This is a genomic window from Yaniella halotolerans DSM 15476 (assembly GCF_000420805.1).
Taxonomy (GTDB): Bacteria; Actinomycetota; Actinomycetes; order Actinomycetales; family Micrococcaceae; genus Yaniella; species Yaniella halotolerans.
The window spans coordinates 271,477-296,196 of the sequence record NZ_ATVQ01000001.1 but is presented as its reverse complement, the minus strand read 5'-3'; the positions used below and the strand labels follow the sequence as shown (position 1 = coordinate 296,196).

Annotated in this window: 28 protein-coding genes; 14 read left to right on the top strand and 14 right to left on the bottom strand. The window is 56.2% G+C overall.

Annotated elements, in window-relative coordinates:
• The 3 genes from G583_RS0101450 to proC are packed head-to-tail and all read left to right on the top strand — an operon-like array spanning position 1 to position 2,659.
• Entirely contained in the window at positions 1-1,038 is a 1,038-nt protein-coding gene (locus tag G583_RS0101450; RefSeq protein WP_022869416.1) for a Ppx/GppA phosphatase family protein, read from the top strand.
• Positions 1,031-1,843, top strand: coding sequence for a sugar phosphate isomerase/epimerase family protein (locus G583_RS0101445; RefSeq protein WP_022869415.1), 813 nt, complete (start codon positions 1,031-1,033; stop codon positions 1,841-1,843). Before G583_RS0101450 ends, G583_RS0101445 begins: the two co-directional genes overlap by 8 nt.
• Positions 1,844-2,659 (top strand): pyrroline-5-carboxylate reductase, encoded by an 816-nt coding sequence (gene proC / locus G583_RS0101440; RefSeq protein WP_022869414.1) that lies wholly within the window; start codon positions 1,844-1,846, stop codon positions 2,657-2,659.
• A 22-nt stretch (positions 2,660-2,681) separates the two neighbouring features.
• On the opposite strand, the gene G583_RS0101435 is transcribed toward proC, so the two are convergent.
• Positions 2,682-3,341: a potassium channel family protein gene (locus tag G583_RS0101435; protein ID WP_022869413.1), complete on the bottom strand. Its 660-nt coding sequence runs from the start codon at positions 3,339-3,341 to the stop codon at positions 2,682-2,684.
• The gene (locus G583_RS0101430) at positions 3,334-4,719 is read right to left on the bottom strand and encodes a TrkH family potassium uptake protein (RefSeq protein WP_245540557.1); all 1,386 of its coding nucleotides are present in this window, start codon (positions 4,717-4,719) and stop codon (positions 3,334-3,336) included. Before G583_RS0101430 ends, G583_RS0101435 begins: the two co-directional genes overlap by 8 nt.
• Positions 4,720-4,842: 123 nt before the next feature.
• Between G583_RS0101430 and G583_RS0101425 the strand changes: the two genes are divergently transcribed.
• The 4 genes from G583_RS0101425 (at position 4,843) to G583_RS13495 (ending at position 7,364) form a co-directional block, all read left to right on the top strand.
• Complete coding sequence (locus G583_RS0101425; RefSeq protein ID WP_029629163.1) at positions 4,843-6,081, top strand: acetoin utilization protein AcuC; 1,239 nt, start codon at positions 4,843-4,845, stop codon at positions 6,079-6,081.
• A gap of 152 nt (positions 6,082-6,233) precedes the next feature.
• The gene (locus G583_RS0101420; protein ID WP_084677275.1) at positions 6,234-6,407 is read left to right on the top strand and encodes a helix-turn-helix domain-containing protein; all 174 of its coding nucleotides are present in this window, start codon (positions 6,234-6,236) and stop codon (positions 6,405-6,407) included.
• 79 nt (positions 6,408-6,486) lie between these two features.
• Positions 6,487-6,732, top strand: a complete 246-nt coding sequence (locus G583_RS0101415; RefSeq protein ID WP_022869409.1) for a glutaredoxin family protein — start codon at positions 6,487-6,489, stop codon at positions 6,730-6,732.
• Positions 6,729-7,364: a redox-sensing transcriptional repressor Rex gene (locus G583_RS13495; protein WP_022869408.1), complete on the top strand. Its 636-nt coding sequence runs from the start codon at positions 6,729-6,731 to the stop codon at positions 7,362-7,364. Before G583_RS0101415 ends, G583_RS13495 begins: the two co-directional genes overlap by 4 nt.
• On the opposite strand, the gene G583_RS0101405 is transcribed toward G583_RS13495, so the two are convergent.
• Complete coding sequence (locus G583_RS0101405; protein ID WP_022869407.1) at positions 7,340-8,122, bottom strand: MFS transporter; 783 nt, start codon at positions 8,120-8,122, stop codon at positions 7,340-7,342. The two genes, G583_RS13495 and G583_RS0101405, sit on opposite strands and share 25 nt — an antisense overlap.
• A gap of 158 nt (positions 8,123-8,280) precedes the next feature.
• Here G583_RS0101405 and G583_RS0101400 point away from each other — a divergent pair, with 158 nt between their 5' ends.
• The 5 genes from G583_RS0101400 to ccsB all read left to right on the top strand — a co-directional run bounded on the left by G583_RS0101400 (position 8,281) and on the right by ccsB (position 12,894).
• Positions 8,281-8,925 (top strand): histidine phosphatase family protein, encoded by a 645-nt coding sequence (locus tag G583_RS0101400; RefSeq protein ID WP_022869406.1) that lies wholly within the window; start codon positions 8,281-8,283, stop codon positions 8,923-8,925.
• A 63-nt stretch (positions 8,926-8,988) separates the two neighbouring features.
• A complete protein-coding gene (locus G583_RS0101395; protein WP_022869405.1) occupies positions 8,989-9,573 on the top strand; it encodes a TlpA family protein disulfide reductase in 585 nt (194 codons plus the stop codon).
• Positions 9,570-10,322 (top strand): cytochrome c biogenesis CcdA family protein, encoded by a 753-nt coding sequence (locus G583_RS0101390; protein WP_022869404.1) that lies wholly within the window; start codon positions 9,570-9,572, stop codon positions 10,320-10,322. The genes G583_RS0101395 and G583_RS0101390 overlap by 4 nt, the downstream gene beginning before the upstream one ends.
• Entirely contained in the window at positions 10,319-11,902 is a 1,584-nt protein-coding gene (resB, locus tag G583_RS13490; protein ID WP_022869403.1) for a cytochrome c biogenesis protein ResB, read from the top strand. The genes G583_RS0101390 and resB overlap by 4 nt, the downstream gene beginning before the upstream one ends.
• Entirely contained in the window at positions 11,899-12,894 is a 996-nt protein-coding gene (gene ccsB / locus G583_RS0101380) for a c-type cytochrome biogenesis protein CcsB (protein ID WP_022869402.1), read from the top strand. Before resB ends, ccsB begins: the two co-directional genes overlap by 4 nt.
• Here ccsB and G583_RS0101375 read toward each other — a convergent pair.
• Positions 12,879-13,274, bottom strand: coding sequence for a PLDc N-terminal domain-containing protein (locus G583_RS0101375; protein ID WP_029629161.1), 396 nt, complete (start codon positions 13,272-13,274; stop codon positions 12,879-12,881). The genes ccsB and G583_RS0101375 overlap by 16 nt on opposite strands.
• A gap of 58 nt (positions 13,275-13,332) precedes the next feature.
• Between G583_RS0101375 and G583_RS0101370 the strand changes: the two genes are divergently transcribed.
• Complete coding sequence (locus G583_RS0101370; RefSeq protein ID WP_022869400.1) at positions 13,333-13,656, top strand: DUF4229 domain-containing protein; 324 nt, start codon at positions 13,333-13,335, stop codon at positions 13,654-13,656.
• On the opposite strand, the gene G583_RS0101365 is transcribed toward G583_RS0101370, so the two are convergent.
• The 3 genes from G583_RS0101365 to G583_RS0101355 are packed head-to-tail and all read right to left on the bottom strand — an operon-like array spanning position 13,606 to position 16,514.
• Positions 13,606-14,475, bottom strand: a complete 870-nt coding sequence (locus G583_RS0101365; RefSeq protein WP_022869399.1) for a 1,4-dihydroxy-2-naphthoate polyprenyltransferase — start codon at positions 14,473-14,475, stop codon at positions 13,606-13,608. The genes G583_RS0101370 and G583_RS0101365 overlap by 51 nt on opposite strands.
• A gap of 3 nt (positions 14,476-14,478) precedes the next feature.
• The gene (locus tag G583_RS0101360; protein ID WP_022869398.1) at positions 14,479-15,540 is read right to left on the bottom strand and encodes an AMP-binding protein; all 1,062 of its coding nucleotides are present in this window, start codon (positions 15,538-15,540) and stop codon (positions 14,479-14,481) included.
• Entirely contained in the window at positions 15,540-16,514 is a 975-nt protein-coding gene (locus tag G583_RS0101355; protein WP_022869397.1) for a 1,4-dihydroxy-2-naphthoyl-CoA synthase, read from the bottom strand. Before G583_RS0101355 ends, G583_RS0101360 begins: the two co-directional genes overlap by 1 nt.
• On the opposite strand from G583_RS0101355, the gene G583_RS13485 reads away from it, so the two are divergent.
• Complete coding sequence (locus G583_RS13485) at positions 16,513-17,211, top strand: tyrosine-protein phosphatase (protein ID WP_022869396.1); 699 nt, start codon at positions 16,513-16,515, stop codon at positions 17,209-17,211. The two genes, G583_RS0101355 and G583_RS13485, sit on opposite strands and share 2 nt — an antisense overlap.
• 29 nt (positions 17,212-17,240) lie before the next feature.
• Here G583_RS13485 and glsA read toward each other — a convergent pair whose 3' ends face one another.
• The 7 genes from glsA to G583_RS13475 form a co-directional block, all read right to left on the bottom strand.
• Positions 17,241-19,202 (bottom strand): glutaminase A, encoded by a 1,962-nt coding sequence (gene glsA / locus G583_RS13480; protein ID WP_022869395.1) that lies wholly within the window; start codon positions 19,200-19,202, stop codon positions 17,241-17,243.
• Positions 19,203-19,238: 36 nt separating this feature from the next.
• Entirely contained in the window at positions 19,239-20,201 is a 963-nt protein-coding gene (locus G583_RS0101340; protein ID WP_022869394.1) for an NAD(P)-dependent oxidoreductase, read from the bottom strand.
• 79 nt (positions 20,202-20,280) lie between these two features.
• Positions 20,281-20,805: a gamma carbonic anhydrase family protein gene (locus G583_RS0101335; RefSeq protein ID WP_022869393.1), complete on the bottom strand. Its 525-nt coding sequence runs from the start codon at positions 20,803-20,805 to the stop codon at positions 20,281-20,283.
• 68 nt (positions 20,806-20,873) lie between these two features.
• Positions 20,874-21,743, bottom strand: coding sequence for a formyltetrahydrofolate deformylase (purU, locus tag G583_RS0101330; RefSeq protein ID WP_022869392.1), 870 nt, complete (start codon positions 21,741-21,743; stop codon positions 20,874-20,876).
• Positions 21,744-21,854: 111 nt separating this feature from the next.
• On the bottom strand, positions 21,855-22,523 hold the full coding sequence (locus tag G583_RS0101325) for a mismatch-specific DNA-glycosylase (RefSeq protein WP_022869391.1): 669 nt from the start codon (positions 22,521-22,523) through the stop codon (positions 21,855-21,857).
• A 95-nt stretch (positions 22,524-22,618) separates the two neighbouring features.
• Positions 22,619-24,130: a catalase gene (locus G583_RS0101320; protein ID WP_022869390.1), complete on the bottom strand. Its 1,512-nt coding sequence runs from the start codon at positions 24,128-24,130 to the stop codon at positions 22,619-22,621.
• A 54-nt stretch (positions 24,131-24,184) separates the two neighbouring features.
• A complete protein-coding gene (locus G583_RS13475) occupies positions 24,185-24,655 on the bottom strand; it encodes a Fur family transcriptional regulator (protein WP_022869389.1) in 471 nt (156 codons plus the stop codon).
• Positions 24,656-24,720: the final 65 nt, after the last annotated feature.

Sequence of the window (24,720 nt, the reverse complement as noted above, 5' to 3'; positions counted from 1 at the left end):
ATGCGCCTAGGAGTATTGGACATCGGCTCAAATACCATCCACCTGCTCTTGGTGGATGCGTTTCCCGGAGCGCGCCCAAACGCCTATGCGGACCATAAGCGCCCCCTGTCGTTAATCCGACACCTCGACAACGACGGCGCGATTACCGAACAGGGCCAAGCCAGTCTGATCGAATTCATCAATGGCGCGGTGGCCTTCGCGAAAGCCAACGGTGCGGCTGACATGATTAGCTTCTGTACCTCGGCGATTCGTGACGCGGCCAATGGCAAAGCGGTGCTTGAACGCATCGGTGAGGAAACCGGAGTACACCTGACCGTGCTCTCCGGGGACCAGGAAGCCGCGATGACCTACTTCGCGGTTCGCCGTTGGCACGGTTGGCACGTTGAAAACCTGCTGAACTTCGATATCGGCGGCGGATCATTCGAAATGTCCTTCGGCACCGACGAACTTCCTGCCACGGCCGTCTCGGTGCCCCTGGGCGCCCAGCGGTTAACCAAGGATTATTTTGACCACCCTGAGCCGCCAAGCAGTGAGCAGGTTGCCGACCTTCGAGACTACATCCACGATGTCCTCCAAGAATATCGGGGGCTCTTTCCGACCGAGCTGCCCGAGAACACCGTGGTGACGGGAACCTCCAAGACGTTCCGCTCACTTGCACGGCTGGCGGGAGCAGCTCCGTCAACAGACGGGCTCTTCGTGCAACGCAAACTGCGTCAGAAAGACCTCGGAACGTGGATCCGAACGATGGCCGTCATGTCGGAAACACAGCGTGCCCAGTTACCCGGTGTTTCCGATATGCGCGCCCGTCAGGTACTAGCCGGCGGTATGGTAGCCCAAGCAGCCATGGAAGTCTTTGGCATCAAGAAACTCAAAATCTGTCCGTGGGCACTGCGTGAAGGCCTCATCCTTGGACGCCTGGATGCGCTACGCATCCAGGGACGCGTGGCAGAAACCAGTGAAAACGCCTGGGTTGAAGGCGTGGACCTGACCTCGGATGATCAACGACCCGGATTCTCACTAGGAGTTGGCGGTGGCTAAACCAGAAATTCCGGTGACCTTATCGTCGTCGTCTATCTTTTCGTTAGCACCTCAGCACGTCTTCTCGATGGCAGAGGATCTCGGCTATGACGGCGTAGAAATCATGGTCACCCAAAATCGGTGGACCCACAATCCCACAAAACTCGATGAACTATCCCAGCGCCATTCGATGCCCATTCACTCCGTGCACGCACCCACGCTGCTCTTTACCCAACAAGTGTGGGGCTCAGCCTGGAACAAGGTTGCTCGCGCGGCAGACCTAGCGCGCGAGCTCGGGGCCGAAATCGTGGTGGTGCATCCGCCATTTCGCTGGCAAGGCTCATATGCATTTGAATTTGCCACCGGCATTCGGGACATCATGGAAGCCACCGGGGTAACGATCGCGGTGGAAAACATGTATCCGTGGCGCGTCTCGGGCAGCGAAATCAAGATGTATCTGCCACACCACGACCCCATCCCACAGGACTACGACCACGTCACCTGGGACTTCTCGCACGCAGCCACCTCCAAGATGGATTCCCTGGCAGCCATCAAATTACTGGGCTCCCGGCTATCCCATGTTCACCTGACCGATGGATCAGGACAGGGCACAGCAGATGAACACCTGCTACCGGGCTATGGTCACCAGCGGGTGGTCGAATCACTCCACCATATTGCCGCCAGTGACTACGACGGCGCCGTGTGCGTAGAAGTCTCAACTCGCGGACAAAAATACCCGGGGCATCGCGAAGAAATGCTTGCCGAGTCACTGGCCTTTGCCCGTAAACATCTGGCACGAACCCCCGCAACACAAGGAGAACACTAAGTGCGCATCAGTTTTATCGGTTTGGGACACCTGAACTCGGCAATCCTCGCCGGCCTCCTCGCAGGTGGTTTTGACACCAGCAAGATCACCGCCACCACACATTCCCAAGCATCAGCCACACAGCGTAGCCAAGAATTCGGCATCGAAGTGATCGCCACAGAGAGCGACCCAGCAGCCAATAACACCGCTGTTGTTAACGCCGACATCGTGGTGTTGGGGGTCAAGCCACCGCAGATGGTAGCAACCGCACAAGGACTGGCCGCAGCCTTGACCCCCGATGCCACCGTGGTGTCAGTTGCCGCGGGAACCACGCTGGAAACCTTGGCCAATGCACTCCCGGAAGGTCAACCACTCATCAGGACCATGCCGAACGTTGCCTTGACCGTGGGCAAAGGCGTTGTGGGGATGGCCCGGGGCGCTACCGTCACCGACGCCCAGGTCGAACAAGTCGACGCGGTTTTTGAGGGTTCTGGCACGGTATTTCACGTGGCTGAAAAGGACCTCAACTTGGTTGCCGCCATGGCAGGCTCGGGGCCCGGCTACGTTTTCCGATTCACGAATGCGCTTGCTCGCGCCGGAACAGAGCTGGGGCTAGATGAAACCACAGCACGACAGCTTGCCCGGCTGACGGTCGTGGGAGCCGGCGCCATGCTGGATACTCCAGACGCTAACCCAACAGCCCTGGAGCACTCCATCGCCACCGAAGGCGGCGTAACCGAAGCAGCGCTCCAATCCATGGACGGTGCCGGATTTGACAAGGTGTTCGTCGACGCGCTCAAAGCCAATGTCGCGCGCTCCGAAGAACTCGGAGCCTAACCCCGGGGCTTCTCAATCACCACTAGATGCGTTTGGCAAAGTCATCGACGCGTTCGGTGGGACCAGCCACAATCATATTTTGGCCCTCGCGTAGTTCAGTATCCTGGTCGACACTTTGGAATTCGTCTTCGTGTTCTAAGGCGACGATGGTGACCCCGTACCGATCTTTGATGCGCAACGCACGCAACGACTTCCCGTCGAGGGCTTTCGGTGTATTGATATTGGCCAGGGCATAGCCGGGTGAGAACTCGGTGAAGTTGCGCATGGTGCCGGCCAAGAGATGGGCTGTCCGTTCGCCAGCGTCCTGCTCTGGGAAAATGACATTCGCAGCCCCGATGCGCGTGAGAATTTCACCGTGGACCCGAGTAATGGCTTTGGCCCAAATGGTTTCGACTCCCAAGTCCACGAGGTTGGCCACGGTGAGCACAGAATTTTCAATTGACGTGCCAATGCCGACGACGGCGGTCTTGAACTGACCGGCGCCCAATTGCTCGAGGGCCGCGATATCGGTGGCATCTGCTTGCACAACAGAAGTGAACTCACCCATGTAGCGCTGCACGATGACTCGATCTGCTTCCACAGCCATGAGGTCTTGGCCAGATTCGGTGAGTTCCTCAGCCAGGGCGGAACCGAATCGGCCCAAACCAATGACCAGTACCGGAGAATCAGAGTGTTTAACCAATGATGGGCCTTTCCGTTGGATAACGATAACGAGTTGGGCGGTTTCGGGTAGCCAAACCCGCGGCGAAACTGATCGTCCCGAGACGACCAATGAACATTAGCGCGATCAGAATCCATTGACCTGGCTCGGGTGCGCTAGCGGTGAGCCCGTTACTCAACCCCACGGTCCCGAATGCTGACAGCGCTTCAAATACGGTGGTTTCCAGGTCCTGGCCGGTCACCACGGTCAACGCGACCACCGAGGTTAAAACCAACAGTGCTCCGCCGGCTACAACAGCCACGGCAACACGTACCGTGTTATCGGAAATCTCGCGGTTGTGAACGCGTACGTGTTCGTCACCACGAATCTCCGCGAGAATGGCAAAGAGCAACACCGCTAGTGTCGTGACTTTAATGCCCCCGGCAGTTGAGCCTGAACCGCCCCCAATAAACATCAAAATATTCGTGATCAACAGCGATTGAGCGGTTTGATCAGCGGCTTCATAAATATTGAATCCTCCCGAACGCGTCATGCCGGAAGTAAAGAGCGCGCTGTGCAGTTTTTCCGAGGTGTCCATCGGCCCCAGCGTCGCAGGGTTGTTCCATTCAAAAACCGCCATGAGTACGGCTCCGCCGATCAACAACATGAAGGTCACTTCAAGCGTCAAACGCGTGTGCAGGTTCATCCGAGCTTTGCGGAAGAGCATTCGGTACAGCATGTACACCACGGGAAAACCCAAGGCCCCGGCAAAGACGCCCACATTGATGGTGGTCATAATAACCGGATCGTCCAACGTGGCTGAACTCAACGTAAATCCGGCGTTGGAAAACGACGAAACAGCATAGAACACCGCGTGAAATAATCCTGAGCCGGTGCCCAGCTGACCAACGAAGACCGGCAACATGACTGCCGCCAATATCGCCTCGATACTCAGCGTAAAGATCAATACGGTGATGAGCAGCGCGGGGACTTCACCAAGACCAGATACACCCATCGATTCCACTGAGAGGATTTTGGAGCGCAGGGACAATCTGCGTGACACGAGCATAGTTAACCACGCCCCGAGTGTGACAATTCCCAGGCCACCAAGCTGGATCGCTGCAAGGATCAACAGCTGGCCCGCCAGTGAGAAGTGTTCAGCGGTGGGTACCGAGGTCAATCCCGTTACCGTGACCGCAGAGGTTGCGGTCACTGCAGCATCAACCAGGGCGGTGGGCTCACCGGTGGCCGATGAAAATGGCATGGCTAACAGTGCCGTAAATACCGCGATGACCAGGACGAACACGACGGCTGCGGTACGTGCTGGCGCCGAGGTCACCAGACCAGAAAGTCTGCGCGCTAAACCAACCCCACCGTTGCTGTGGAGCCGTGCACCTGGACTATATCGTGACTGTCTCACTGGTCCTATCTTCGTCCTTTAAACGGGTTCCGACCAGTCCTGTCTGGTCGTGTCGAAAAGACAAAATGTCATAAAGGCAGCTTTGCGTCGCCCCGCGGGCAGAACAACATACGCTAGTCAGTGATGGAAAACACAGCTGGACCCCGTAGTGCACTGGTGTGGGATGACGCCTTTCTGAACTACCGATTCTCAGATACCCATCCCATGAATCCGGTGCGCCTCAAACTGACCCACCGTCTTGCAAAAACGCTGGGTGTATTAGATCGGGAAAGACTCTTGCAGGTCAAACCACCCGTCGCCACAGACGCCGAGTTAGCTGCCATCCATGCGATAGATTACATCGCACAGGTGCGAGCCGCGTCAGCCGATGCAAATTCGACAGATCCGTCGACCATCGCCAATATTTCCAGTGTTTATGAGTCAGTAGGACTCGGAACCGAGGACTGCCCCGTTTTTGCCGACCTGCACGAGTCTTCGGCGCGCATCGCCGGGGGATCGCTGGCTGCGGCCAAGGCTATCTGGTCGGGCGAGGTCAACCGGGCCGTGAACTTTGCTGGCGGCATGCACCACGCACAACGAGCCAAGGCCTCTGGCTTCTGTATTTATAACGACGCCGCCCTAGCCATTCAATACATGCTGGATCAGGGTGCTGAACGGATCGCTTATGTAGACCTTGACGCCCATCACGGCGATGGCGTTGAGCAAGCCTTTGTGGACGACCCGCGAGTACTGACCATCTCGGTCCACGAAACCGGTCTGCTGTTATTTCCAGGCACCGGTTTTGCCAAAGATATTGGTGGCCCCCAGGCAGAAGGCTACGCCGTGAACGTTGCGGTACCAGCTTCGGTCGGCGACGCCGGCTATCTTCGTGCGGTCCACGCCGTCGTGCCTCAGCTCTTGCGGTCTTTCAGACCAGAGGTTCTTGTGACCCAACACGGGGCAGATGGGCACCGGCACGATCCGCTAGCGGACCTCAATCTGTCGGTGGATGGCCAACGCCAGCTGATGGTCGATGCTTCAGACTGGGCCGAAGATTTCGCTGGCGGAAAATGGTTGGCCCTTGGCGGCGGGGGATATAGTCCCGTAAAAGTAGTGCCGCGTGCATGGGCTCATCTGGTCGGTATCGTTGCCGACACGCCGATACCACGAAAAACCGAAATTCCTATGGAATGGAGGGAGCTTGTGGGCCAAGAATTGGGTCTCGCTGCCGAAGACGTCGTGTCCTCGATGTCCGACGGAACAGACGTATGGTGGCGCTCCTGGGAGGTCGGATATGACCCTGCAGACGCTACAGATCAGTCGATTATGGCGACCCGAAAAGCCGTGTTTCCGATGCACGGATTGGACCCGTGGTTCGACTAACGAAACCTTGTATTTGATTACGTAAGCTATTATTAATGTAATGGTGGTTGCCGCCTACATTCTGAACTTCCCCTCAGGCGTAGAACCCCGACCTCAGTGGGAACGTTAAAGGAGTAACAAACGTGGCGGAGAATTTCGCAAAAGCCAAATTCATGACGGTGACCGAAGTCGCAGGCATGATGCGAGTCTCTCGGATGACGGTATACCGGATGATCCATTCAGGTGACCTACCGGCTGTGCGATTCGGACGCTCATACCGTGTCCCCTTAGAAGCAGTGGAATCCATCGTCTCCGATACAGATGCGGCTACCGGTACCGACGAATAACCCCAAACGTTCAGGATTTCAGAACCGCCTTACCGGGCGGTTTTGTTTTTGGTAACCATAGTTACCTGCAAGGAAAGTGATGAATCTCAAACTGCTCACGAAACCCGAATGTCACCTGTGCGCTGCTGCTCGTGACACCATGGACGAAGTCACGGGAGAATATAACATCACGTGGGAAGAAATCTCCACCACGGATCATCCGGGACTGGCAGAACAGTTCGCAGAAGAGATTCCCGTCTTATTCGTCGACGACCGGCAGCGTGATTTCTGGGTTATCGACCCGCAGAGACTCCGCAAAATGATTGCGGCTGGTTTGGACGCATGACCCAGCAGCCCACGGCGAAGAAGCTTTCTGCACCGACCCTGTCACGCTTACCGCAGTACCTGCGGTATCTGGAAGCCCTGCACGCTGAAGGGACCGGACACGTCACCTCCGCTGAATTAGCCGATGTGCTCGGTGTCTCTGATGCCCTCACGCGCAAAGACGTCAGCACACTGGGTCATAGCGGCCGAGCAGGCAGAGGCTATTCGGTCGAGGCCCTGCGCTATACCATCGCCCGAATCCTCGGCGTCACGAGCGGGCGACGAGTGCTGTTGGTGGGTGCTGGCAACCTTGGGGCAGCGCTGATGTCCTACCAAGGATTCGGCGACCGGGGCATGAACATCACGGCGGTGGCCGATAACGACCCGGAAAAGATCGGCCAACTCCACGGCGGGCACAAAGTTTTAGACATTAACGACATCGGCACCGACCACGATATGGAACTTGCCATCGTGGCGGTGCCGGGTGATGTTGCTCAAGGTGTCGCTGATACCCTGGTTGCAGCGGGGCTTACGGGGATCCTAAATTTTGCTCCGCGTCGTCTTCACGTACCTGATCATGTGATTGTACGTACCGTAGATCTGTCTGCAGAACTCCAGATTCTTGCTTTTCATCGCGACGGAGCGTCGGGGTAAACCTTTTTCGCAGCCTTCTGCCAAGCCTTCTGCCGGTAGTATTCGGTGGAAGCGGGCAGCCAGGCGTAGACGATCCCCACAATGCCCAAGACAACGGCAAGAGCGGTCAGCACTCCAACCAGAGGTGTGACGAACGAAAGATTGAACAGGGACAGCACCGCAAAAATGGTCCCCAGAATTCGCATTGATCGCCAGCCGTTCCGAATCCCAAGGCCAACAAGCAGGTATGCCACCGCAAGGATGACTGCCTGACCAATCATGGCAGCGGTCATCATCGACGAGTTCAAGTAGGTTTCCATGCTGTCGAAGGGAACCTGATCACCCATCGAACCCATCATGGAATCCAACATCTCGATGTCCTGATCGCTCATTCCGCGATTGGGCAGTGCGACAACGATCAACTGGGACACCAGATATGAAATGCCTGCGGCTACGATTGCCCAAAAGGAGATGTCGAGAATTTTTGGTCGTTTTGGTGGGCGTGTCATTTCCGGTGTGAGCTGCGGCCCGCCAAGTGGTTGACCAGGCTGCTGGAAACCAGGCTGGTGTTGGTATCCGGCGGGTGGCTGCGGTGCTTGGTAGGCACCCTGTTGTGGCCCATATTCGGAGTGTGGTTGTTGACCTTGCGGTCCTTGAGGGCCGTACTCTGCACCCGATGCTTCACGGGGCTGTTGATATTTTTGCTGATGTTCAGCAAGTTCGTCGCCGGTTAAACGCACACCATAATTTGGAGGGTCGTTGCGCTTTTTGTCGTCCATGACGAGCCTTTCGTTGAGATCTTTTCCTCCATCCTAACGAGTTGATAAGCACTAGATTGTCACCGTCAGACACAAAATTCTTACCCGGTAGCTTAAGCATGCGGCGGGACAGCACCCGGAGTCATCGCCCAGATGAACTCTGTGTCAAAATGTGGTTTATGACAGTTAGCGTTCACTTGGTTCGCCACGGCGAAGTATTCAACCCCGACAAGGTGCTCTATGGTCGACTGCCCGGGTTCGGGCTTTCTTCACTGGGACTCCAGATGGCACAGGAGCTCGCTGACGGATGGCAGTCAGCGCCAGACATCTTGGTGTCGTCGCCGCTACAGCGAGCGCAGGAAACGACCGCACCGTTGGCCAAGAAATTTGAACTCGAGGTTCGAACCGAGCAACGCGTCATTGAGGCCGGCAATAAGTTTCAAGGGCTATCCGATATGCGTCGTCAATTGCGTAACCCCAAACTCTGGCCGCTGATTCTCAACCCGTGGCGTCCATCGTGGGGCGAACCCTATGTCCAGCAAGCAGCTCGTATGGCTGGCGCGATTCAGGATCTACGAGATGAACTTATGCTGACTCACGGCCCGGGGGCTTCCGCTGTCGTCGTGTCGCATCAACTGCCGATTTGGGTCACGCGGCTCTCCGCGGAGGCCAAACCTCTCGCACACGATCCGCGGTACCGAAAATGCTCATTGGCCTCGGTCACCAGTTTCGAATTTTCGCCGGGCCAACGCGTGCCAACCGTGCATTACAGTGAGCCGGTTGAACATTTGAGTAAACAAGCAGCTGCCCTGCCAGGCGCCTAAATACTCAGGATCTACTCAGTTACCGGAACTATACTCTAGCCCGGTATTTGAAAGGGAGAACTCGTGGGGAACAAGACATCACGCGCACTGATCGGCCTAGCCATAGCGGGGGCCGGACTGCTGACAGCGTGTTCGGGGGATGACCCATTGGCCGCTCAGGCGGGCAATTCGGAGGGCAAGAATTACATTGCCGGTGATGGCTCAGTCATGGAAATCGCGCAGAACGAACGCGGGGAACCCGTAGAATTTTCGGGTGAAACCTTCGACGGGCAGACCATCAGTGGCGAGTCTCTCGAAGGACCAACACTGGTCAATTTCTGGTACGCCTCGTGTGCCCCGTGTCGAGTTGAGGCACCGCATTTGGCAGAGCTCAACGCCGAATTCGAAGACGATGTCACATTTGTGGGCGTGAATGTCCGTGACGGTGCCGAGACTGCCGCAGCCTTTGAACGAAACTTTGAAATCGAATACCCCTCCATTGAAGGACGGGACGGTCAAGTCCTGCTTGAGTTCACAGACTATGTACCACCACAAGCTGTACCAACCACCCTGGTCTTGGATGATCAAGGCCGGGTTGCCGCACGTGTACTCGGAGCCGTTGAGCAATCAACACTAAAATCATTGCTCGCTGGTGTGGTGGATGAATGAATAATCCATTCGCCGAGATCGCCTTAGACGGGTCAATGTGGTTGGCGCTGCCCGTTGCGGCCCTAGCCGGACTCGTCTCCTTTTTATCGCCGTGCGTGCTCCCGCTTGCACCCGGCTATCTCGGCTACGTCTCCGGACTCTCCGGAGCCAGCGTAGAAGATACCAAGCGCGGCCGGATGCTGTTCGGGACCTCCCTCTTTGTGTTGGGTTTTACCGCCGTCTTTGTTACCGCCGGATTGCTTTTGAGTCGCGCGTTTATCTGGCTCAAAGGAGACGGCCAGTGGCTCACTCAAGTGTTAGGCGGTGTCGTCATCATCATGGGCATCGTGTTCATGGGCGGACTGTCGTTCTTTCAGCGTGACAGAAAAATTGGCTACCAACCCACAGCGGGACTGTGGGGCGCGCCCGTGCTCGGGATGATTTTCGGGCTCGGCTGGGCGCCCTGTATTGGTCCTACCATGGCGGCCGTGATCGCCATGTCCACAGCTGGGTCCGATAACCTGTGGCGAGGTGGCATTTTGGCCGTGGTTTACTCGTTAGGCTTGGGTCTTCCATTTATTTTGCTGGCTTTAGGTTTCTCCCGCGGGATGAAACGGCTAGCGTTCTTCCGCAAGCACCGACTGTTTATCATGCGGGCCGGTGGCATCCTGTTGATACTGCTCGGGTTGGCTATGGCTACCGGCTTGTGGACCGACTGGACCAATCAGCTGCAAGGCTGGTTCGCCAATGAGGTGACACTACCAATTTGAGTAAAACACAGCCCAACCTGCCTGCTCTAGGTTTCCGCGGCACCATGCGGTTCTTCTGGACACAACTCACCAGTATGCGCACGGCTTTGATGCTGCTGCTGTTGCTGGCCGTTGCTGCCGTACCAGGCTCCTTATTTCCACAGCGCCGCGCGGGTGCTGACGTAGTTGAAACCTGGATCGACGACAACCCGACGATCGGACCGATCCTGGATTTCCTGGGAATGTTCGACGTCTATTCGTCGGTGTGGTTCTCAGCGATTTACCTGCTGCTCTTTGTCTCGCTGGTCGGATGTCTCTGGCCGCGCGGTAAACAGCATCTCAAAACCCTGCGCCAACCACCGGCTCGTACTCCGCGGAATCTCAAGCGCCTGCCGGAATACGGGCAGCTCATTCTCGAATCTCATGGACCCTCGCCACAAGAGGCCCTGGTCGATGCAGAGAAGTTGCTGAAAAAATCCGGTTATCGCACGGAGCTGCGTGATGGTTCTGTTGGTGCCGAACGCGGTTATGTCCGAGAAATCGGCAACATTTTGTTCCATTTCGGACTACTTGGTGTCATCGTGTTCATGGGAATTGGTGGCCTCTACAAATATGAAGGCCAGAAGATCATCGTCGAAGGCCAAGGATTTACCAACAACCTGGTCTCATACGACTCCTTTACCCCCGGCACCGCATTCTCCGAAGAACGTCTTGCGCCATTCGGCTTACAGTTAGAAGACTTCGACGTGGTCTTTGACCGTGATTCGGAAACCCACTTTGGCCAGGCCCTGGACTACACAGCAACTATGCAGGTGACCCCGGGACCGGGTGAAGCAACCTACCAAGACACCATCAAGGTCAACGATCCGCTGACCGTCGACGGCGTCCGCGTCTTTTTGGTGGGCAACGGCTACGCACCAAATATCACGGTGACCGACGGAGAAGGTGACGTGGCCTACTCGGGACCGGTCATCGCCCAGATTCAAGATCCCAACACCAACAGTTCGCTGGTGGTCCTGAAGGTTCCTGACGCCCAACCAGAACAGCTCGGATTTGTTGGCCTGTTCTTACCGACCTCCTATACCGGCGACGATGGTGTGGCGGTTTCAATCGACCCGGATGCTTATAACCCCGAACTGATCTTGAACTCCTACCACGGCGATTTGGGACTCGACGACGGCACACCACAAAATGTGTACGTGTTGGATACCGATGGCATGACCGAGATGAATTCCCGCAACAACGAAAACGGCGGTATCACGCTCGGTGTAGGGGACAGCTATGAGCTGCCCGATGGCATGGGTACGATTAGCTTTGACGGTTGGGATCGTTATGTTGGCCTCGATCTGCACTATGACCCATCCAAATGGGGCGTAGGCTTCTTCTCAACCCTTGCGTTGGTTGCGCTGGTCATTTCGCTGTATGTTCGTCGACGCCGCGCCTGGGTAAAAGCTACCGAACAAGATGGCCATACCGTCATCGAATACGGGCTCCTCGCTCGCGGTGAGACCTTTGGTCTGCGCGAGGAAAACATTAAGCTTCGCCAATCGTTTGATCACACCTGGCCGGTTATTCCGCCAGACACTTCGGAGGACAAATGACACCCATTAATGAAACGCTGGCCCAGTACAGCGAACTGTTCATGCTCATTGCAGCATTGATCTATTTGGTTTCATTCTTCTTTTTCTCCTGGGATATGGCATCCGCATCCCGGTCGATCAGAAAATTAGAGAACGAACTCGAAACCGTCAAGACCAAAGAACTCGTCGGTGCCTCCGGTCCATCGACCACTGAACCCGTCGAGCGCAAACAACTGGTCTCCGACGACATGGAATACACCGACAGCATCAAACGCCCAGCGGCCAATATCGGTGTCGCCATTATGATCGTCGCCGCGTTGGCCCACGCTTTCGCCGTCGTTGCTCGTGCGGTGGCAGCATCACGCGCACCATGGGGCAACCTCTATGAATTCATGACCTCCGGCGCACTGGTCATCACCGTGGTCTACTTGCTGTTCCTGTTGCGCAAAGACCTGCGGTTCGTAGGAACCTTCGTGACTGGCGTCGTGCTGCTCATGATGATGGGTGCGACCATCGGGTTCCCAACACCCGTCGGGAACGTCCAACCAGCGCTACAATCCTGGTGGCTGATCACCCACGTCTCCGTGGCCGTCGTCGCTATGGGAATTTTCGCGCTGACCTTTTCGATGTCCGTGCTGCAGCTATTCAAACAGCGCGCCGAAAAGCAGGGACCCATCAACGGATTCATGCGCCTAGTACCCTCGTCCTCAGCACTAGAAAACTGGTCTTATCGCCTTAACGCCGTCGCATTTGTGATGTGGACGTTCACTCTGATCGCTGGCGCCATCTGGGCAGAACAGGCATGGGGACGCTACTGGAACTGGGATGCTAAAGAGGTTTGGACCTTCGTCATCTGGGTGATCTACGCCGGCTACCTGCACGCGCGTGCCACCCGCGGTTGGACAGGCACCCGTTCGGCTTGGTTGAACATCACCGGCTTCCTCGCGATAGTGTTCAACTACACGATCGTCAACCTGTACTTCCCGTCACTCCACTCTTACGCAGGATTCTGATCCTCGTCTGAATCGTCCTCAAGTTCTTCCTCACGACGACGAAGTTCACGCTCACGCCGCTCGAGTTCTTCGGCCCGCCGCTTCTGGTTCCGCTGAATATCGAGTGAACGTAAGAATTCTTCGTCGTCGTCTGGGGTGGACGGACGGGGTGGCCCAGAGGTCTTCCGGAAACCCCGCACAGTTGAAGCGAGATATGAGTTTTCGTTACCGAATAACAGCCACAGCACACCACCAACGAGTGGAACAAGAACAATGACCACAATCCAGATGCCCTTGGGCATAATGCGGGTGCGATCAGATGGCGTGGAAATCGCTTCGATCAGCGCATAAATCATGACGCCGAGTGAAACGATGATCAGGGGAATTAACAATCGTGGCATACCTTCCATCTTACGAACTTGCTAGCTATAACGCACACCTTGCCAGAACGGAGACAACATGAAATTTTGGCTCTATACCGCGCTGCGGTTCATCCTGTTCGGTCTCGGATTTTTTGTTACCCTTCTCTTTACCCAATCCCTGATATTTGCGGTGGTGGTCGGACTCGTTACCGGTTTTGCCCTAACCTACCTGTTTACACCAAAACTGCGAAAAGACGCGTCCGAAGACCTCGTCCGAGCCCTGGATTCACGCAAACGCAATAAGACTGCCGTCGACGACGCCGACGCAGAGGACGCCTATACCGAAGGCCGGTTTGCGGATGCGCAAGACCTACAGCAAGAGACCAAGGGTGAACAAAATGGCGTAGAGGACACCAAATAGGCCGGTCATTTTCAACACCGGAATCAGCTCACCGCGTTCTTTTGCTTCCAGCATGATCATCGATGGACGAAGCGAGACGACCAGTAGTAAGAGCATCAGCCACAACCAGGGTTGCTGCGGCACGAAAAACAGTGGCGCAGCAACGGCCACGGTTAGCATGATCGGATAGGACCAGCGAGCGGCCGTATCGCCGAGACGCACGGCCAACGTCAACTTGCCTGCTTCGATATCCGTGGGGATGTCACGCACGTTATTAGCCATGAGCAGGGCCGTTGAGACAAGACCTGAGCCCACCGCACCGGCCCAGGCTTGACCCGACACTTCTCCGGCTTGGGTGTAGGTGGTACCTAATACGGCAACGAGTCCGAAGAAGACAAACACAAACACTTCGCCCAGCCCCAGATACCCATAGGGCTTCGAACCGCCAGTGTAGAACCAGGCGGCGATAATGGCAGCCACACCGACGATGATGAGCCACCAGAGCTGCGACCATATGACTAGGCCAAGACCGGCCACGGCGGCGGCACCGAAAAACGCGAACGCCATATTACGAACAGTTTTTGGTGTTGAGGCTCCCGACCCTGTCATGCGGAAAGGACCGACGCGGTCGTCGTCGGTGCCACGGATCCCATCCGAGTAATCATTGGAGTAGTTGACGCCGATCTGTAGCGCCAGGGCAACGATCAGGGCGAGGAGCGCTTTGCCAAGATGAAAGCCTTCAAGCTCTGCTGCAGCTGCCGAACCGACCACCACGGGCGCAATTGCCATAGGAAGTGTACGTAGTCGGGCGGCTGCCACCCACTGTGAAAACGATGCCAATCTCTATTCCTTTACTAACCAATGAGTGAGTGTCAGACGATCCGGTTTGCCGTTCTCTAACATCGGCAAGGCGTCAACCCTTAGCCAGGTTTTTGGGACGGCGGGTGCACCCAGTTCTTGGCGAACCGTATCGGCCAGGATGTGCTGGTCGGTTGTGCCCGTGATGACTGCGCACACTCGCTGACCCCAGTGACTGTCGTCAATACCGGTTACGAATGCTTCCGGAACCCAACGCTGAAGTACCTGTTGTACTTTCGCGGCTGAGACTTTGATACCGCCGGTGTTGATCACGTCGTCGAGGCGACCATGGACTTGCACGACGTCACCAACGGCCCCGTAATCGTCGGTGAGATACGAACCGTTGTGAAAATGGGTGGCCGTCAGTTGCGGATCATCGAAGTACCCAGCCGCGACCATAGGGCCGGTCAGGCGGAGGCGCTGGACCCCGTTGTGTTCAACCGTATCCACGGTCATACCGGGCAGGGGAGTGCCGTTATAGACACAACCTCCACAGGTTTCGGACATCCCGTAAGTGGTGTACAGGTTCAGGTCATAGCGTTGCTTGGCCTGCATGATGCTGTCAGGTATCGCCGAACCGCCCACCAGAATTGCCGAATACGATTGCAGAGCGGCAAGTGCGTCCTGGTGCTCCAACAAGCGAGTCAACTGTGTGGGGACCAGTGAGACTGCAGTAAACTCATGCTTCAGCTGACGGGTTGCGGCAATAAACTCGTCGGGGCGAAAGCCGGGATCAATGACGACGGGCTGCGTTCCGGCATGCACCGAACGAGAGACGACGGCAAGGCCCGCCACATACTGGGTTCCGACCGCCAACACCCACTGGCCTTGTCCGCCAATGCGCTCAGCGGTGGCCTGGGCTGAAGCCGATAGTGCCGATGCAGTCAGGAGTGTTTGTTTCGGCGTCCCGGTAGAACCAGATGTCCGCACGACGGCGACAGCATCACGGTGTCCACGGTTCGGGTCCGTAATGTCGCGGCGCTCGATGACGCCCTTAGCGGTCGCCTCGAATGGTGTCCCGGAGGCGAGAGCTTCGTATACGTCCATTAGAAGTAGTACGGGTAGTTTGACCAGTCTGGATCGCGTTTTTCGAGGAAAGCGTCGCGACCTTCAACGGCCTCGTCGGTCATGTATCCCATACGGGTGGCTTCACCGGCGAAGACTTGCTGGCCGGCCATACCGTCGTCAGCAAGGTTGAACGCATACTTCAGCATGCGAATGGCCTGCGGCGACTGGGCGTTGATATCGGCAGCATATTGAAGTGCCACGTTTTCGAGGTCTTCGTGCTCTACGGATTCGTTGATCGCGCCCATCTGAAGCATCTGATCTGCCGAGTATTCCCGTGCGGTGAAGAAGATTTCGCGGGCACGTTTTTGGCCAACGTGACGTGCCAGTAGGGCGGAACCGTAGCCGGCATCAAATGAACCAACGGTTGCATCGGTCTGTTTGAATTTCCCGTGCTGTTTTGACGCGAGTGTCAGATCCGCGACCACGTGAAGCGAGTGGCCACCGCCAGCTGCCCATCCGTTGACTACCGCCACCACGACTTTCGGGCTGGTACGCATCAGACGCTGAACTTCTAGGATGTGGAGACGCCCGGCACGGGCTGGGTCAACAGACTCTGCGGTCTCACCTTCGGCATACCGGTAACCGTCGCGACCACGAATCCGCTGGTCCCCACCCGAACAGAAGGAATGTCCGCCGTCCTTGGCAGACGGCCCATTGCCGGTGAGCAGAACAGTTCCGACATCTGAGGTCATCCGAGCATGATCGAGGGCTCGGAAGAGCTCATCCACGGTGGCCGGACGGAATGCATTGCGTACTTCTGGGCGGTCGAACGCGATTCGGACGGTACCGAGGTCGCGCACCCACTTGCCGTCTGCATCGCGCTCAACGTGGCGGTGGTAGGTAATGTCTTCGAAATCGAAGCCCTGGACTTCTCGCCAGACGCTTGGGTCGAAGATATCGGAAACTTTTTCTGGAACAGGATAGGTAGTCACATCGCCTAGTCTATACAACATGGTCTCTTCAACAGTGCAGTATCTTCATCCAGCAAACTGGTCCGGGGCTCGCAACGCGTGGCAGGTCAGACAAGACTTGTGGCGGATGGGCAGATTCGAATGGGTCGATGCTGACGGTTGGCAACAAATGGTCGAGGACGGTGTGACGACTGTTGTTGACGTGCGGACTCCTCCCGAGGTGAAACGCCGAGAACGAGACCCTGTAGTTGAGATGCCCGGTGAGATTCGCCGAATTCACTGGCCCGTCGAAGACATTGACCATGAGTCATTTTGGGAACGCAATTCTCCATACCCCATGCACCCGGACGCCTACCAGGACACCATGGACACCTTCGGGGATCGGGTTGCCACCGCAATCTCTACGGTGCTTGATGCCTGGCAGGACGGTGGCACCGTTTTACACTGCACAGCTGGCCGAGACCGTACTGGTCTGGTGCTCGGCTTGGTTCTGCAATTGCCTGATATCCCCGGAGGGGCTGCTGACTGGGAAGAACAGCAGCGCGTCTATGCCTCGGGGGCGCACGGCATCAACGAACACCATCGGACCAGTCCGGTCCCGCACCCATACGAGTCTTATTTGAAACCAGATGCATTCCATCGTGAACTCGCGGATCGATTGGCAAGCTACCGGAAATTTTTGCGCCAGTGGCCGGGCGAGCGAGTCCTGGAACTTTTAGCACGAAATAGTGCACAGTAAACGCACCTGGTCTCGAAGCGGAGCTGTTGTTAGTCGTGCTGTTCGGGATCGTAGTCTTCACGCGCACCGGCCTCACGTGAGGACTGTTCCAGTACCGTGTACGCCTCGCGTGCAATAGCGGTCCACAACCGGATGGCCAACTGTGGGTTCGATTTTTCGATGGCCGCGATCTTTCGGGCAGATAAGACCAAGACTTCGACGTCGTCGACGGCACGAATAGTGGTCAATTGTCGGCCGGTGTAGCTCAGCGCAAATTCACCGAAGGTTGTGCCGGGGGAGAGGTAGACGTGGCGATACCGTGCATCGCCACGACCTTCAGCTGCCAATTCAACACGGCCTGAGCGCACGAAATAAATACCGCCGAAGGGTTGACCAACCCGGCGAATGACAGTGTTTGCGGTATAACTGCGCAGTTCCATGTACCCGGCCAAGACATCCACGTCACGATCATCCAGGAAGTCGAAGACCGGAGCGGTATCTGGGTCACGAGGCGCGTCGTCGGTTTGCAGGATCTGACGAGCATAGCGTTGCGCTAAGCGTAGTTCAGCCCATTCCAGCGCAGCAGAACGGTTATCGAACAACCGAAATTCACCGGTAATTTCCTGTTCGATGGATTCAGCATCCCACGGTAGATCAATTTGGCCCGCTGATGCTGCTTTCGCTTTCTCGCGAGGATCCGGCAGATACAGGTCATCACGAACGCTCAGATAGTCCAGAATACTTTCGACCAGAGACTCGCCCCAGTCGATAAAGATAATATCCTTACCGCTTTCTCGCCAGTTTGAAGTCAACGAAGCCAACATCAAAATAGCGGCGCGACCGTAGTCATCTACGCCCTGGAAATCGATGATGACCATCGAGACGTCGTCATCCATCTCCACAATGGTGCGGGCCAGGGTTTCCGTTTCGGCGAAACCGAGGTCTCCCGAGACTTCGAGGATCTGACAACGATCCCCAAACTGCCATGTAATACGGGAAAGTTCCGTTGAGCGAACGACGCCCAATGATGCATCGGAGAGCGAGTAATGCGCGCGCAGTGTTGACCCACCAAGTGGTGCAGCATCTGCATAGTGCATCCCAAGGTCACGGGTTACTCGACGGATCGCCGCGGCACCGCGTACAGAGTTACCGTGATCGTCCAGAGGTGCCGAATACACGCCGATGCCCAATTGCCCGGGCACCACGACCATGATGCCCCCGTCGACACCAGATTTCGCCGGCAAACCGATATCGATCATCCAGTTACCGGCGGCGTCATACATGCCGCAGGTCATCATGACGCCCAAGATTTGGCGCGTTGTTTCTTCGCTGAACACTTCACGCCCGGTTACCGGATTGACCCCTTTATTGGCGAGGGTTGCAGCCATCATCGAAAGATTTTCGGTGGTGACGTCGGTCGAACATTCTAAGAAATAGTCTTGAACTACGGGTTCGGGATCGGAATCGATAATTTCGAAAGAGCGCAGTAACCACGCCAAGGCTCGGTTACGGTGACCGCCAATATTTTCCGCGTGATAGACGGTGCGGTTGATCTCTAACTCACCGAGAGACCCCTCGGCTGCCAACTCCATATGCCGAGAAATACGGCTGAGACGATCTGTGCCGCCCTTGCCCTTGATGAGCCCAACGGTGGCAATGGCCCCGGCGTTAATCATGGGATTTGCGGGGCGACCCGTGCCTTGCTGCAGTGAGATTTCGTTGAAAGGGTCACCAGACGGTTCAACATCGACCTTTTTGCCGACTTCGGTGGGCCCGAGATCATCGAGCGCCAAGCCGTACGCAAAAACCTTGGCAATGGACTGAATAGCAAATTTGTGGTCTGAATCGCCCGATGAATACTGATGGCCATTGACGGTTGTGATCGTAATGCCCACCTTATTCACATCTGGATTTGTGGCCACCTCGGTTACCGGATTCACCGTACCGGAGGTCATGGGCCGCAAATTTTCCAGCATTTCAGACAGGTACCGATGCAACGGCGAAATCATCATGGGCAAAACCTCATCTATGTTGTCCTGCGGGAATACTTAGTAGCCGACCTGCATATCGACCAGACCTTCAAATTTATCAGGTGTCGTTCCTTGAGCTAAGCGGTCGAGATTTCGGACGATGCGCTCGTCTAGCAACTGAATCACCATGGGCGGAGTGTCAGCCGTATGCGGGGTGATAATACAATTTGGTTCATCCCACAGAGGATGGCCATCGGGCAGTGGCTCCGGGTCTGTCACGTCTAATCCAGCGGAGCGAATCTTCCTCTTGGCTAAGGCCTCAACGAGTGCATCCGTGTCGACCAGTGTTCCGCGAGCGATATTGACGAAAACCGCCTGGTCATTCATGAGCTCGAACTGTTCTGCTCCGAACATTCGGGCAGTATCCGGGGTGGCAGCAGCGGCCAAGACGACGACGTCAGCCTGCGGCAGGACATCGTCTAACTGGTCAGACGTGATGGTGCGGTCAGCGCCCGGCAGTGGGTCTGCTCGACGTCGAACCACGGTGATCTCGGTGTCCCAGGTGGAAAATAGCCGGACCAGCTCTTCCCCGATGCCACCGGCTCCGACGATCACAACTTTGGCACCGTTCAGTGTCGTTCCGTAGGAGGCTCCCCAACTGGTAGCGCGAATCCGCTCGGGTAGGTGACGGAGCAGGGCCAGGGTCAGGGTGAGGGCGTGTTCGGCTACCGGTGGGGCGAAGGTACCCTTTGCCGAGGTAAACGTTACGTCTGGATACTTCCGTGCCACAGGCAAGAAGGATTCCACACCGGCAAATGGTAGTTGCACCCAGGAGACCCCAGGATTTGCCGCAAGTGTCTCATCGATAATTGTTGAATCCAGCATCCGCACCACGATGATGGCCGTTGCTTCTCCATCGTCTGGGTCAACGATGCTGAAGCCATTGGCTTCTGCGGTAGCAACGGTAGTCGCGTGGGCGTTTTCGAAGGCGGTGTTGTCTCGGTCCGCTTGTACCGGCAAAATCACGAGCTTTTGTGTCATATTCCTATGCTCACATGAATTGGGCGAAATACAAGAGAACCTACGGTCCTTCGCGGGACAAAAGGCGAAGAAGTGTAGGTTATTTCACGTCTTCGGCATTGAGATGTTCGGATGCTAGACGTACGTAGGTTTCTGCATTGCTCCGCAGTCCGGCGACTTGCTCGGCGTTGAGTTCCCGACGGACCTTAGCCGGCACTCCCGCGACCAGGGAGTTGGGCGGGATTTCCATGCCCTCAGGCACCATGGAGTTTGCGGCCACCAGGGAGCCAGCACCAACGGTTGCGCCATTGAGTACCGTGGCGTTCATGCCGATCAACGCGCCATCTCCCACGGTCGCGCCGTGTACTACGGCTGCGTGTCCGACCGATACATCATCACCGATGGTGCAGGGGAACCCTTCATCGGCGTGCAGGACAACGTTATCTTGCAGATTCGAACGAGCGCCCACCTTGATTGGCGCTGAATCACCACGAGCTGACACTCCATAAAATGCGGAGGAGTGCTCGCTCATGGTAACTTCGCCGGTAATTGCAGCTGTTTCTGCGACGAAAACGGTTGGGTCGATCTGGGGTGTTTTGCCCAGCACAGTTTTGATAATTGCCATACGGTCACCATAAATCTCTCGATTCTCGGTGTCACTACCTGACACCCCAGGGTGAAGTCAGAGCGGCATTACTCGAAAATCACGGTGCGATCGCCGTCCATCAGGACGCGATGCTCCGTGTGCCACTGGACGGCTTGTACCAGGGTGGCACCTTCCACTGCACGGCCACGCTGTACAAAGTCTTGAGCGGTGAGCGCGTGGTTGACCCGTTGGACACGTTGTTCGATGATCGGGCCCTCATCAAGATCTGCTGTCACATAGTGTGCGGTTGCACCAATGAGTTTCACACCGCGGTCGTGGGCCTGGTGGTACGGGCGAGCACCTTTGAACGAGGGCAAGAATGAGTGGTGAATATTGATGGCCTTGCCGTCGAGTTTGCGGGTGAGGTCGTCGGAGAGGATCTGCATGTAGCGGGCCAAAACGACCAGCTCGATATCAAACTCATTGACCAATTCCATCAGCCGCTTTTCAGCATCGGCCTTATTATCGGTGCCATCTTCGTACTTGATCAGTGGGATATGCACGAACGGGACGTCGTAGAAGTAGGCCATTGGCTGCAGATCCAGGTGGTTGGAAACGATCACCGGTACTTCCACTGGCAGGGTGCCTGAGTGTTGTTGGAACAACAGCTCATTCATTGTGCGACCATCTTTGGACACCATGATGAGAGTACGGGTCTTCGCTGCGGCGTCATAGACTCGCGCATCCATGTCGAACTGCTCGACTACATCGGCAATGGCCTCTTCGGTTTTTTCTACCGTGGAATCAGTCGCGAATTGGACGCGCATGAAAAAGGTGCCACTGTTAGGCGAATCGAACTGCTGAGATTCAGAGATGTCCGCGCCAACCTTGAGTAGTGCCCCGGTGATGGCATGGACAATGCCAGGCTGGTTCTTGCAGGACAAAGTAACAATGAGATTGTTCGTGCCGGTAACCATATGGGAAGTTTTCCTTCATTTGTAAGACTATCCGTCGCTATAGTACCGCGAAATCACAGATTCAAAGCGTATAAAAACTTAAGACAGTCCTGTTCGGAGCCCCACGTTCGTCTATGTTTCCTCAGCAGCGGACCAGACCGTGCGCCATTTGGCAGCATGTGTTGCGATATTCTCGTGAGCATTGAGGCCGCTTGGATTGGGTAATACCCACAGCTGCACTGTTTCGGGCCAATCTTTTAGCGGTTCTGTGCGCTGGTGTCCCAACGTTGCGTGAGGTAATGAGAATGCAGTCCGGAAGGCTGTGACGCCGAGGATTGCTACGACGTTCGGACGTATTACCTCAACCCGTTGTGTCAGCTGTTGGGCGCCTGCCCGAAGTTCTGTTGCACTGAGTTCGTCAGCTCGTGCCGTTGGGCGGGAGACGATGTTGGTGATCCCGAAGCCAAGTTCTGCCAGCATCTGTTCGTCGGTTGGTGATAAACCGCTTGCGGCATCAACTACATGATCGGTGATGCCAGCGGTGGCAAGCGATTTCCAGAAGCGATTGCCCGGCCGGGCAAAAGGTGCGTTGACCGCTGCTGTCCAAGGACTGGGGTTGATGCCGACTGCTAAGACGCGAATTGCACCGGTATTTTGTTCATCGATTGGATACGGCAAGACATCCTCGCGACCGTGGCGACTGTGCAAGGCCGCTGCAAGATCGGCTTTTGTCGGACGTTGGGTGCCGAGTGGGGAGGCGCGACGCCAAGGTTTCCACGAGGTGTCATGTAAAGGACTCATATCATCCAGGGTAGTTGGCACAAAAAATTCCGGCCCCCTCGGGGTGAGGGAGCCGGAATCTTGTGCTAGCTATTCACAGCACATAGCAGTGAACTTTAGCGTTCGTTATCGAGTGGGTCACCACCGGGGTGCTGATCGCCTGCGACAGCACCCTGACGAACGTTGTCTTCGATGCGCTGACCGATCGTCTCATCAACGTTCTTCCAGTACTGGATAGCGTTGGAGAGCACTGGTTCGATGACGGTTTCCAGAGCACCGGAAACAGTTTCTACCAGACCATCGCGTTCTTCTTGGCTGAACACTTCGTTGACGAGGATGTTCGGCTGAATGAAGTCGCTATCGTCTTCACGCAGGTTGTATGCCTGACGGACCAAGTCACCATCAGATTCCCAGGACACATCGACTGCGCCTTCTTCGTCGGACCAGGAGTCACCAAACGAGTTTGGTACGTATGGTCGACGGTGGCCGGTGTGTTCGAACCACATGTTGCCTTCGAAGTTGTAGGTGTGAACTTCGTTGATCGGGCGGTTGACCGGTAGCTGCTGGAAGTTGGTGCCAATACGGTAGCGCTGAGCGTCTGCGTAGGCGAAGTTACGACCAAGCAGCATCTTGTCTGGCGACATGCCAATACCTGGAACCATGTTGCCAGGTGAGAAGGCAGCCTGCTCGATTTCAGCAAAGTGGTTGGCCGGGTTACGGTTCAGCTCCATGGTGCCGACCTTGATGCGTGGGTAGTCCTTCTTCGACCAAATCTTCGTCAGATCGAATGGGTTGTACCGGTAGGTCTTAGCATCTTCGTATGGCATGACCTGTACCCACAGATCCCACGATGGGTTGTCGCCACGAGCAATGGCTTCGTAGAGATCACGGCGGTGATACTCTGCGTCCACGCCTGCCATGCGTTCGGCTTCCTCGTTCGACAGGTGCTCCATACCCTGGTTGGTGAGGAAGTGGAACTTGACCCAGAAGCGTTCGCCTTCTTCGTTGGCCCACATGTAAGTGTGCGAGCCGTAGCCGTTCATGTTGCGCCAAGTTTTTGGCAAACCGCGTGGGCCCATCAGGTATGTGACCTGGTGTGCGGTCTCTGGGTTCTGTGACCAGAAGTCCCACTGCATGGTGTTGTCGCGCAGGCCGTTTTCTGGCAGACGCTTCTGGGAGCGAATGAAGTGTGGGAACTTCATTGGGTCGCGTACGAAGAAGATCGGGGTGTTATTGCCAACGAGATCGAAGTTGCCCTCGGAGGTGTAGAACTTCAGTGCGAAACCACGAACGTCGCGCCAGGTGTCAGGTGAGCCAAGCTCGCCTGCCACGGTGGAGAAACGTGCAAGCATTTCAGTTTCTACGCCAGGCTGGAACATTGCAGCCTTGGTGTATTTGGAAACGTCTTCGGTGACCGTGAAGGTACCGAATGCGCCCGAGCCCTTGGCGTGTGGACGACGCTCTGGCACGTTCATGCGGTTGAAGTGCTGCAGGGTCTCAACCAGGTGGTGATCGTGTAGAACGATCGGACCATCTGGTCCAACGGTTAGCGAGTTGCGGTCGCTGACAGCCGGGATTCCGGCCTGTGTGGTTGACCCTGTAGCGTGAGGAGTTTTCTTCTCAGCCATACTCAGTCTCCTTGAAATTGGGGTGAGGGGTGATTGTGCGGACAAATCTACAGTTTAGGCTGACACATCAGAATCGGAGGTGATGTCAGCGTCAACGTTCTCTAAACATTGCGTGCATACTCCGTGGTACACGACATCGGCGACGTCAATGACCATTCCGTGGGTCTTTGCTGGCGTCATGCACGGCGCACTCCCGTGTTGGCAGGGCACATCTTCAATGCGCCCGCATTGCCGACAGTGCACGTGATGGTGATTATCGGGCCGTTCAATTTCAAAGCGGGCCGCGGTGGACCCGAATTCGAGTTTTCTGATGAGGCCGACATCCACCAGCGATTGGACTACTGTGTAGATTGATTGGATGGTGATCGCAGGTAAGGTCAGGCGAACCTGGTTCAACAGTTCATCAGCGGTAGCGTGTGGGAAACTCTCGAGAGAATCCAGTGTGGCTACGCGTTGACGGGTAGACCGCAAACCGGTTGCCCGGATACGCGACGGCCAATCATTGATCTGGCCAGTGTTGGTCACCTAAACCTCCTTTGTCGATCTACCCTCCATTATGCCACTTTTATGAGTTATTCAAAACTACTGCG

What these genes read in the sequence shown, in the direction of transcription:
- G583_RS0101450 (WP_022869416.1), top strand. Translation starts at nt 1, where the DNA reads ATGCGCCTAGGAGTATTGGACATCGGCTCAAATACCATCCACCTGCTC.
- G583_RS0101425 (WP_029629163.1), top strand. Translation starts at nt 4,843, where the DNA reads ATGGAAAACACAGCTGGACCCCGTAGTGCACTGGTGTGGGATGACGCC.
- G583_RS0101420 (WP_084677275.1), top strand. Translation starts at nt 6,234, where the DNA reads ATGACGGTGACCGAAGTCGCAGGCATGATGCGAGTCTCTCGGATGACG.
- G583_RS0101415 (WP_022869409.1), top strand. Translation starts at nt 6,487, where the DNA reads ATGAATCTCAAACTGCTCACGAAACCCGAATGTCACCTGTGCGCTGCT.
- G583_RS13495 (WP_022869408.1), top strand. Translation starts at nt 6,729, where the DNA reads ATGACCCAGCAGCCCACGGCGAAGAAGCTTTCTGCACCGACCCTGTCA.
- G583_RS0101405 (WP_022869407.1), bottom strand. Translation starts at nt 8,122, where the DNA reads ATGGACGACAAAAAGCGCAACGACCCTCCAAATTATGGTGTGCGTTTA.
- G583_RS0101400 (WP_022869406.1), top strand. Translation starts at nt 8,281, where the DNA reads ATGACAGTTAGCGTTCACTTGGTTCGCCACGGCGAAGTATTCAACCCC.
- G583_RS0101390 (WP_022869404.1), top strand. Translation starts at nt 9,570, where the DNA reads ATGAATAATCCATTCGCCGAGATCGCCTTAGACGGGTCAATGTGGTTG.
- ccsB (WP_022869402.1), top strand. Translation starts at nt 11,899, where the DNA reads ATGACACCCATTAATGAAACGCTGGCCCAGTACAGCGAACTGTTCATG.
- G583_RS0101375 (WP_029629161.1), bottom strand. Translation starts at nt 13,274, where the DNA reads ATGCCACGATTGTTAATTCCCCTGATCATCGTTTCACTCGGCGTCATG.
- G583_RS0101370 (WP_022869400.1), top strand. Translation starts at nt 13,333, where the DNA reads ATGAAATTTTGGCTCTATACCGCGCTGCGGTTCATCCTGTTCGGTCTC.
- G583_RS0101360 (WP_022869398.1), bottom strand. Translation starts at nt 15,540, where the DNA reads ATGGACGTATACGAAGCTCTCGCCTCCGGGACACCATTCGAGGCGACC.
- G583_RS13485 (WP_022869396.1), top strand. Translation starts at nt 16,513, where the DNA reads ATGGTCTCTTCAACAGTGCAGTATCTTCATCCAGCAAACTGGTCCGGG.
- G583_RS0101355 (WP_022869397.1), bottom strand. Translation starts at nt 16,514, where the DNA reads ATGTTGTATAGACTAGGCGATGTGACTACCTATCCTGTTCCAGAAAAA.
- glsA (WP_022869395.1), bottom strand. Translation starts at nt 19,202, where the DNA reads ATGATGATTTCGCCGTTGCATCGGTACCTGTCTGAAATGCTGGAAAAT.
- G583_RS0101340 (WP_022869394.1), bottom strand. Translation starts at nt 20,201, where the DNA reads ATGACACAAAAGCTCGTGATTTTGCCGGTACAAGCGGACCGAGACAAC.
- G583_RS0101335 (WP_022869393.1), bottom strand. Translation starts at nt 20,805, where the DNA reads ATGGCAATTATCAAAACTGTGCTGGGCAAAACACCCCAGATCGACCCA.
- purU (WP_022869392.1), bottom strand. Translation starts at nt 21,743, where the DNA reads ATGGTTACCGGCACGAACAATCTCATTGTTACTTTGTCCTGCAAGAAC.
- G583_RS0101325 (WP_022869391.1), bottom strand. Translation starts at nt 22,523, where the DNA reads ATGAGTCCTTTACATGACACCTCGTGGAAACCTTGGCGTCGCGCCTCC.
- G583_RS0101320 (WP_022869390.1), bottom strand. Translation starts at nt 24,130, where the DNA reads ATGGCTGAGAAGAAAACTCCTCACGCTACAGGGTCAACCACACAGGCC.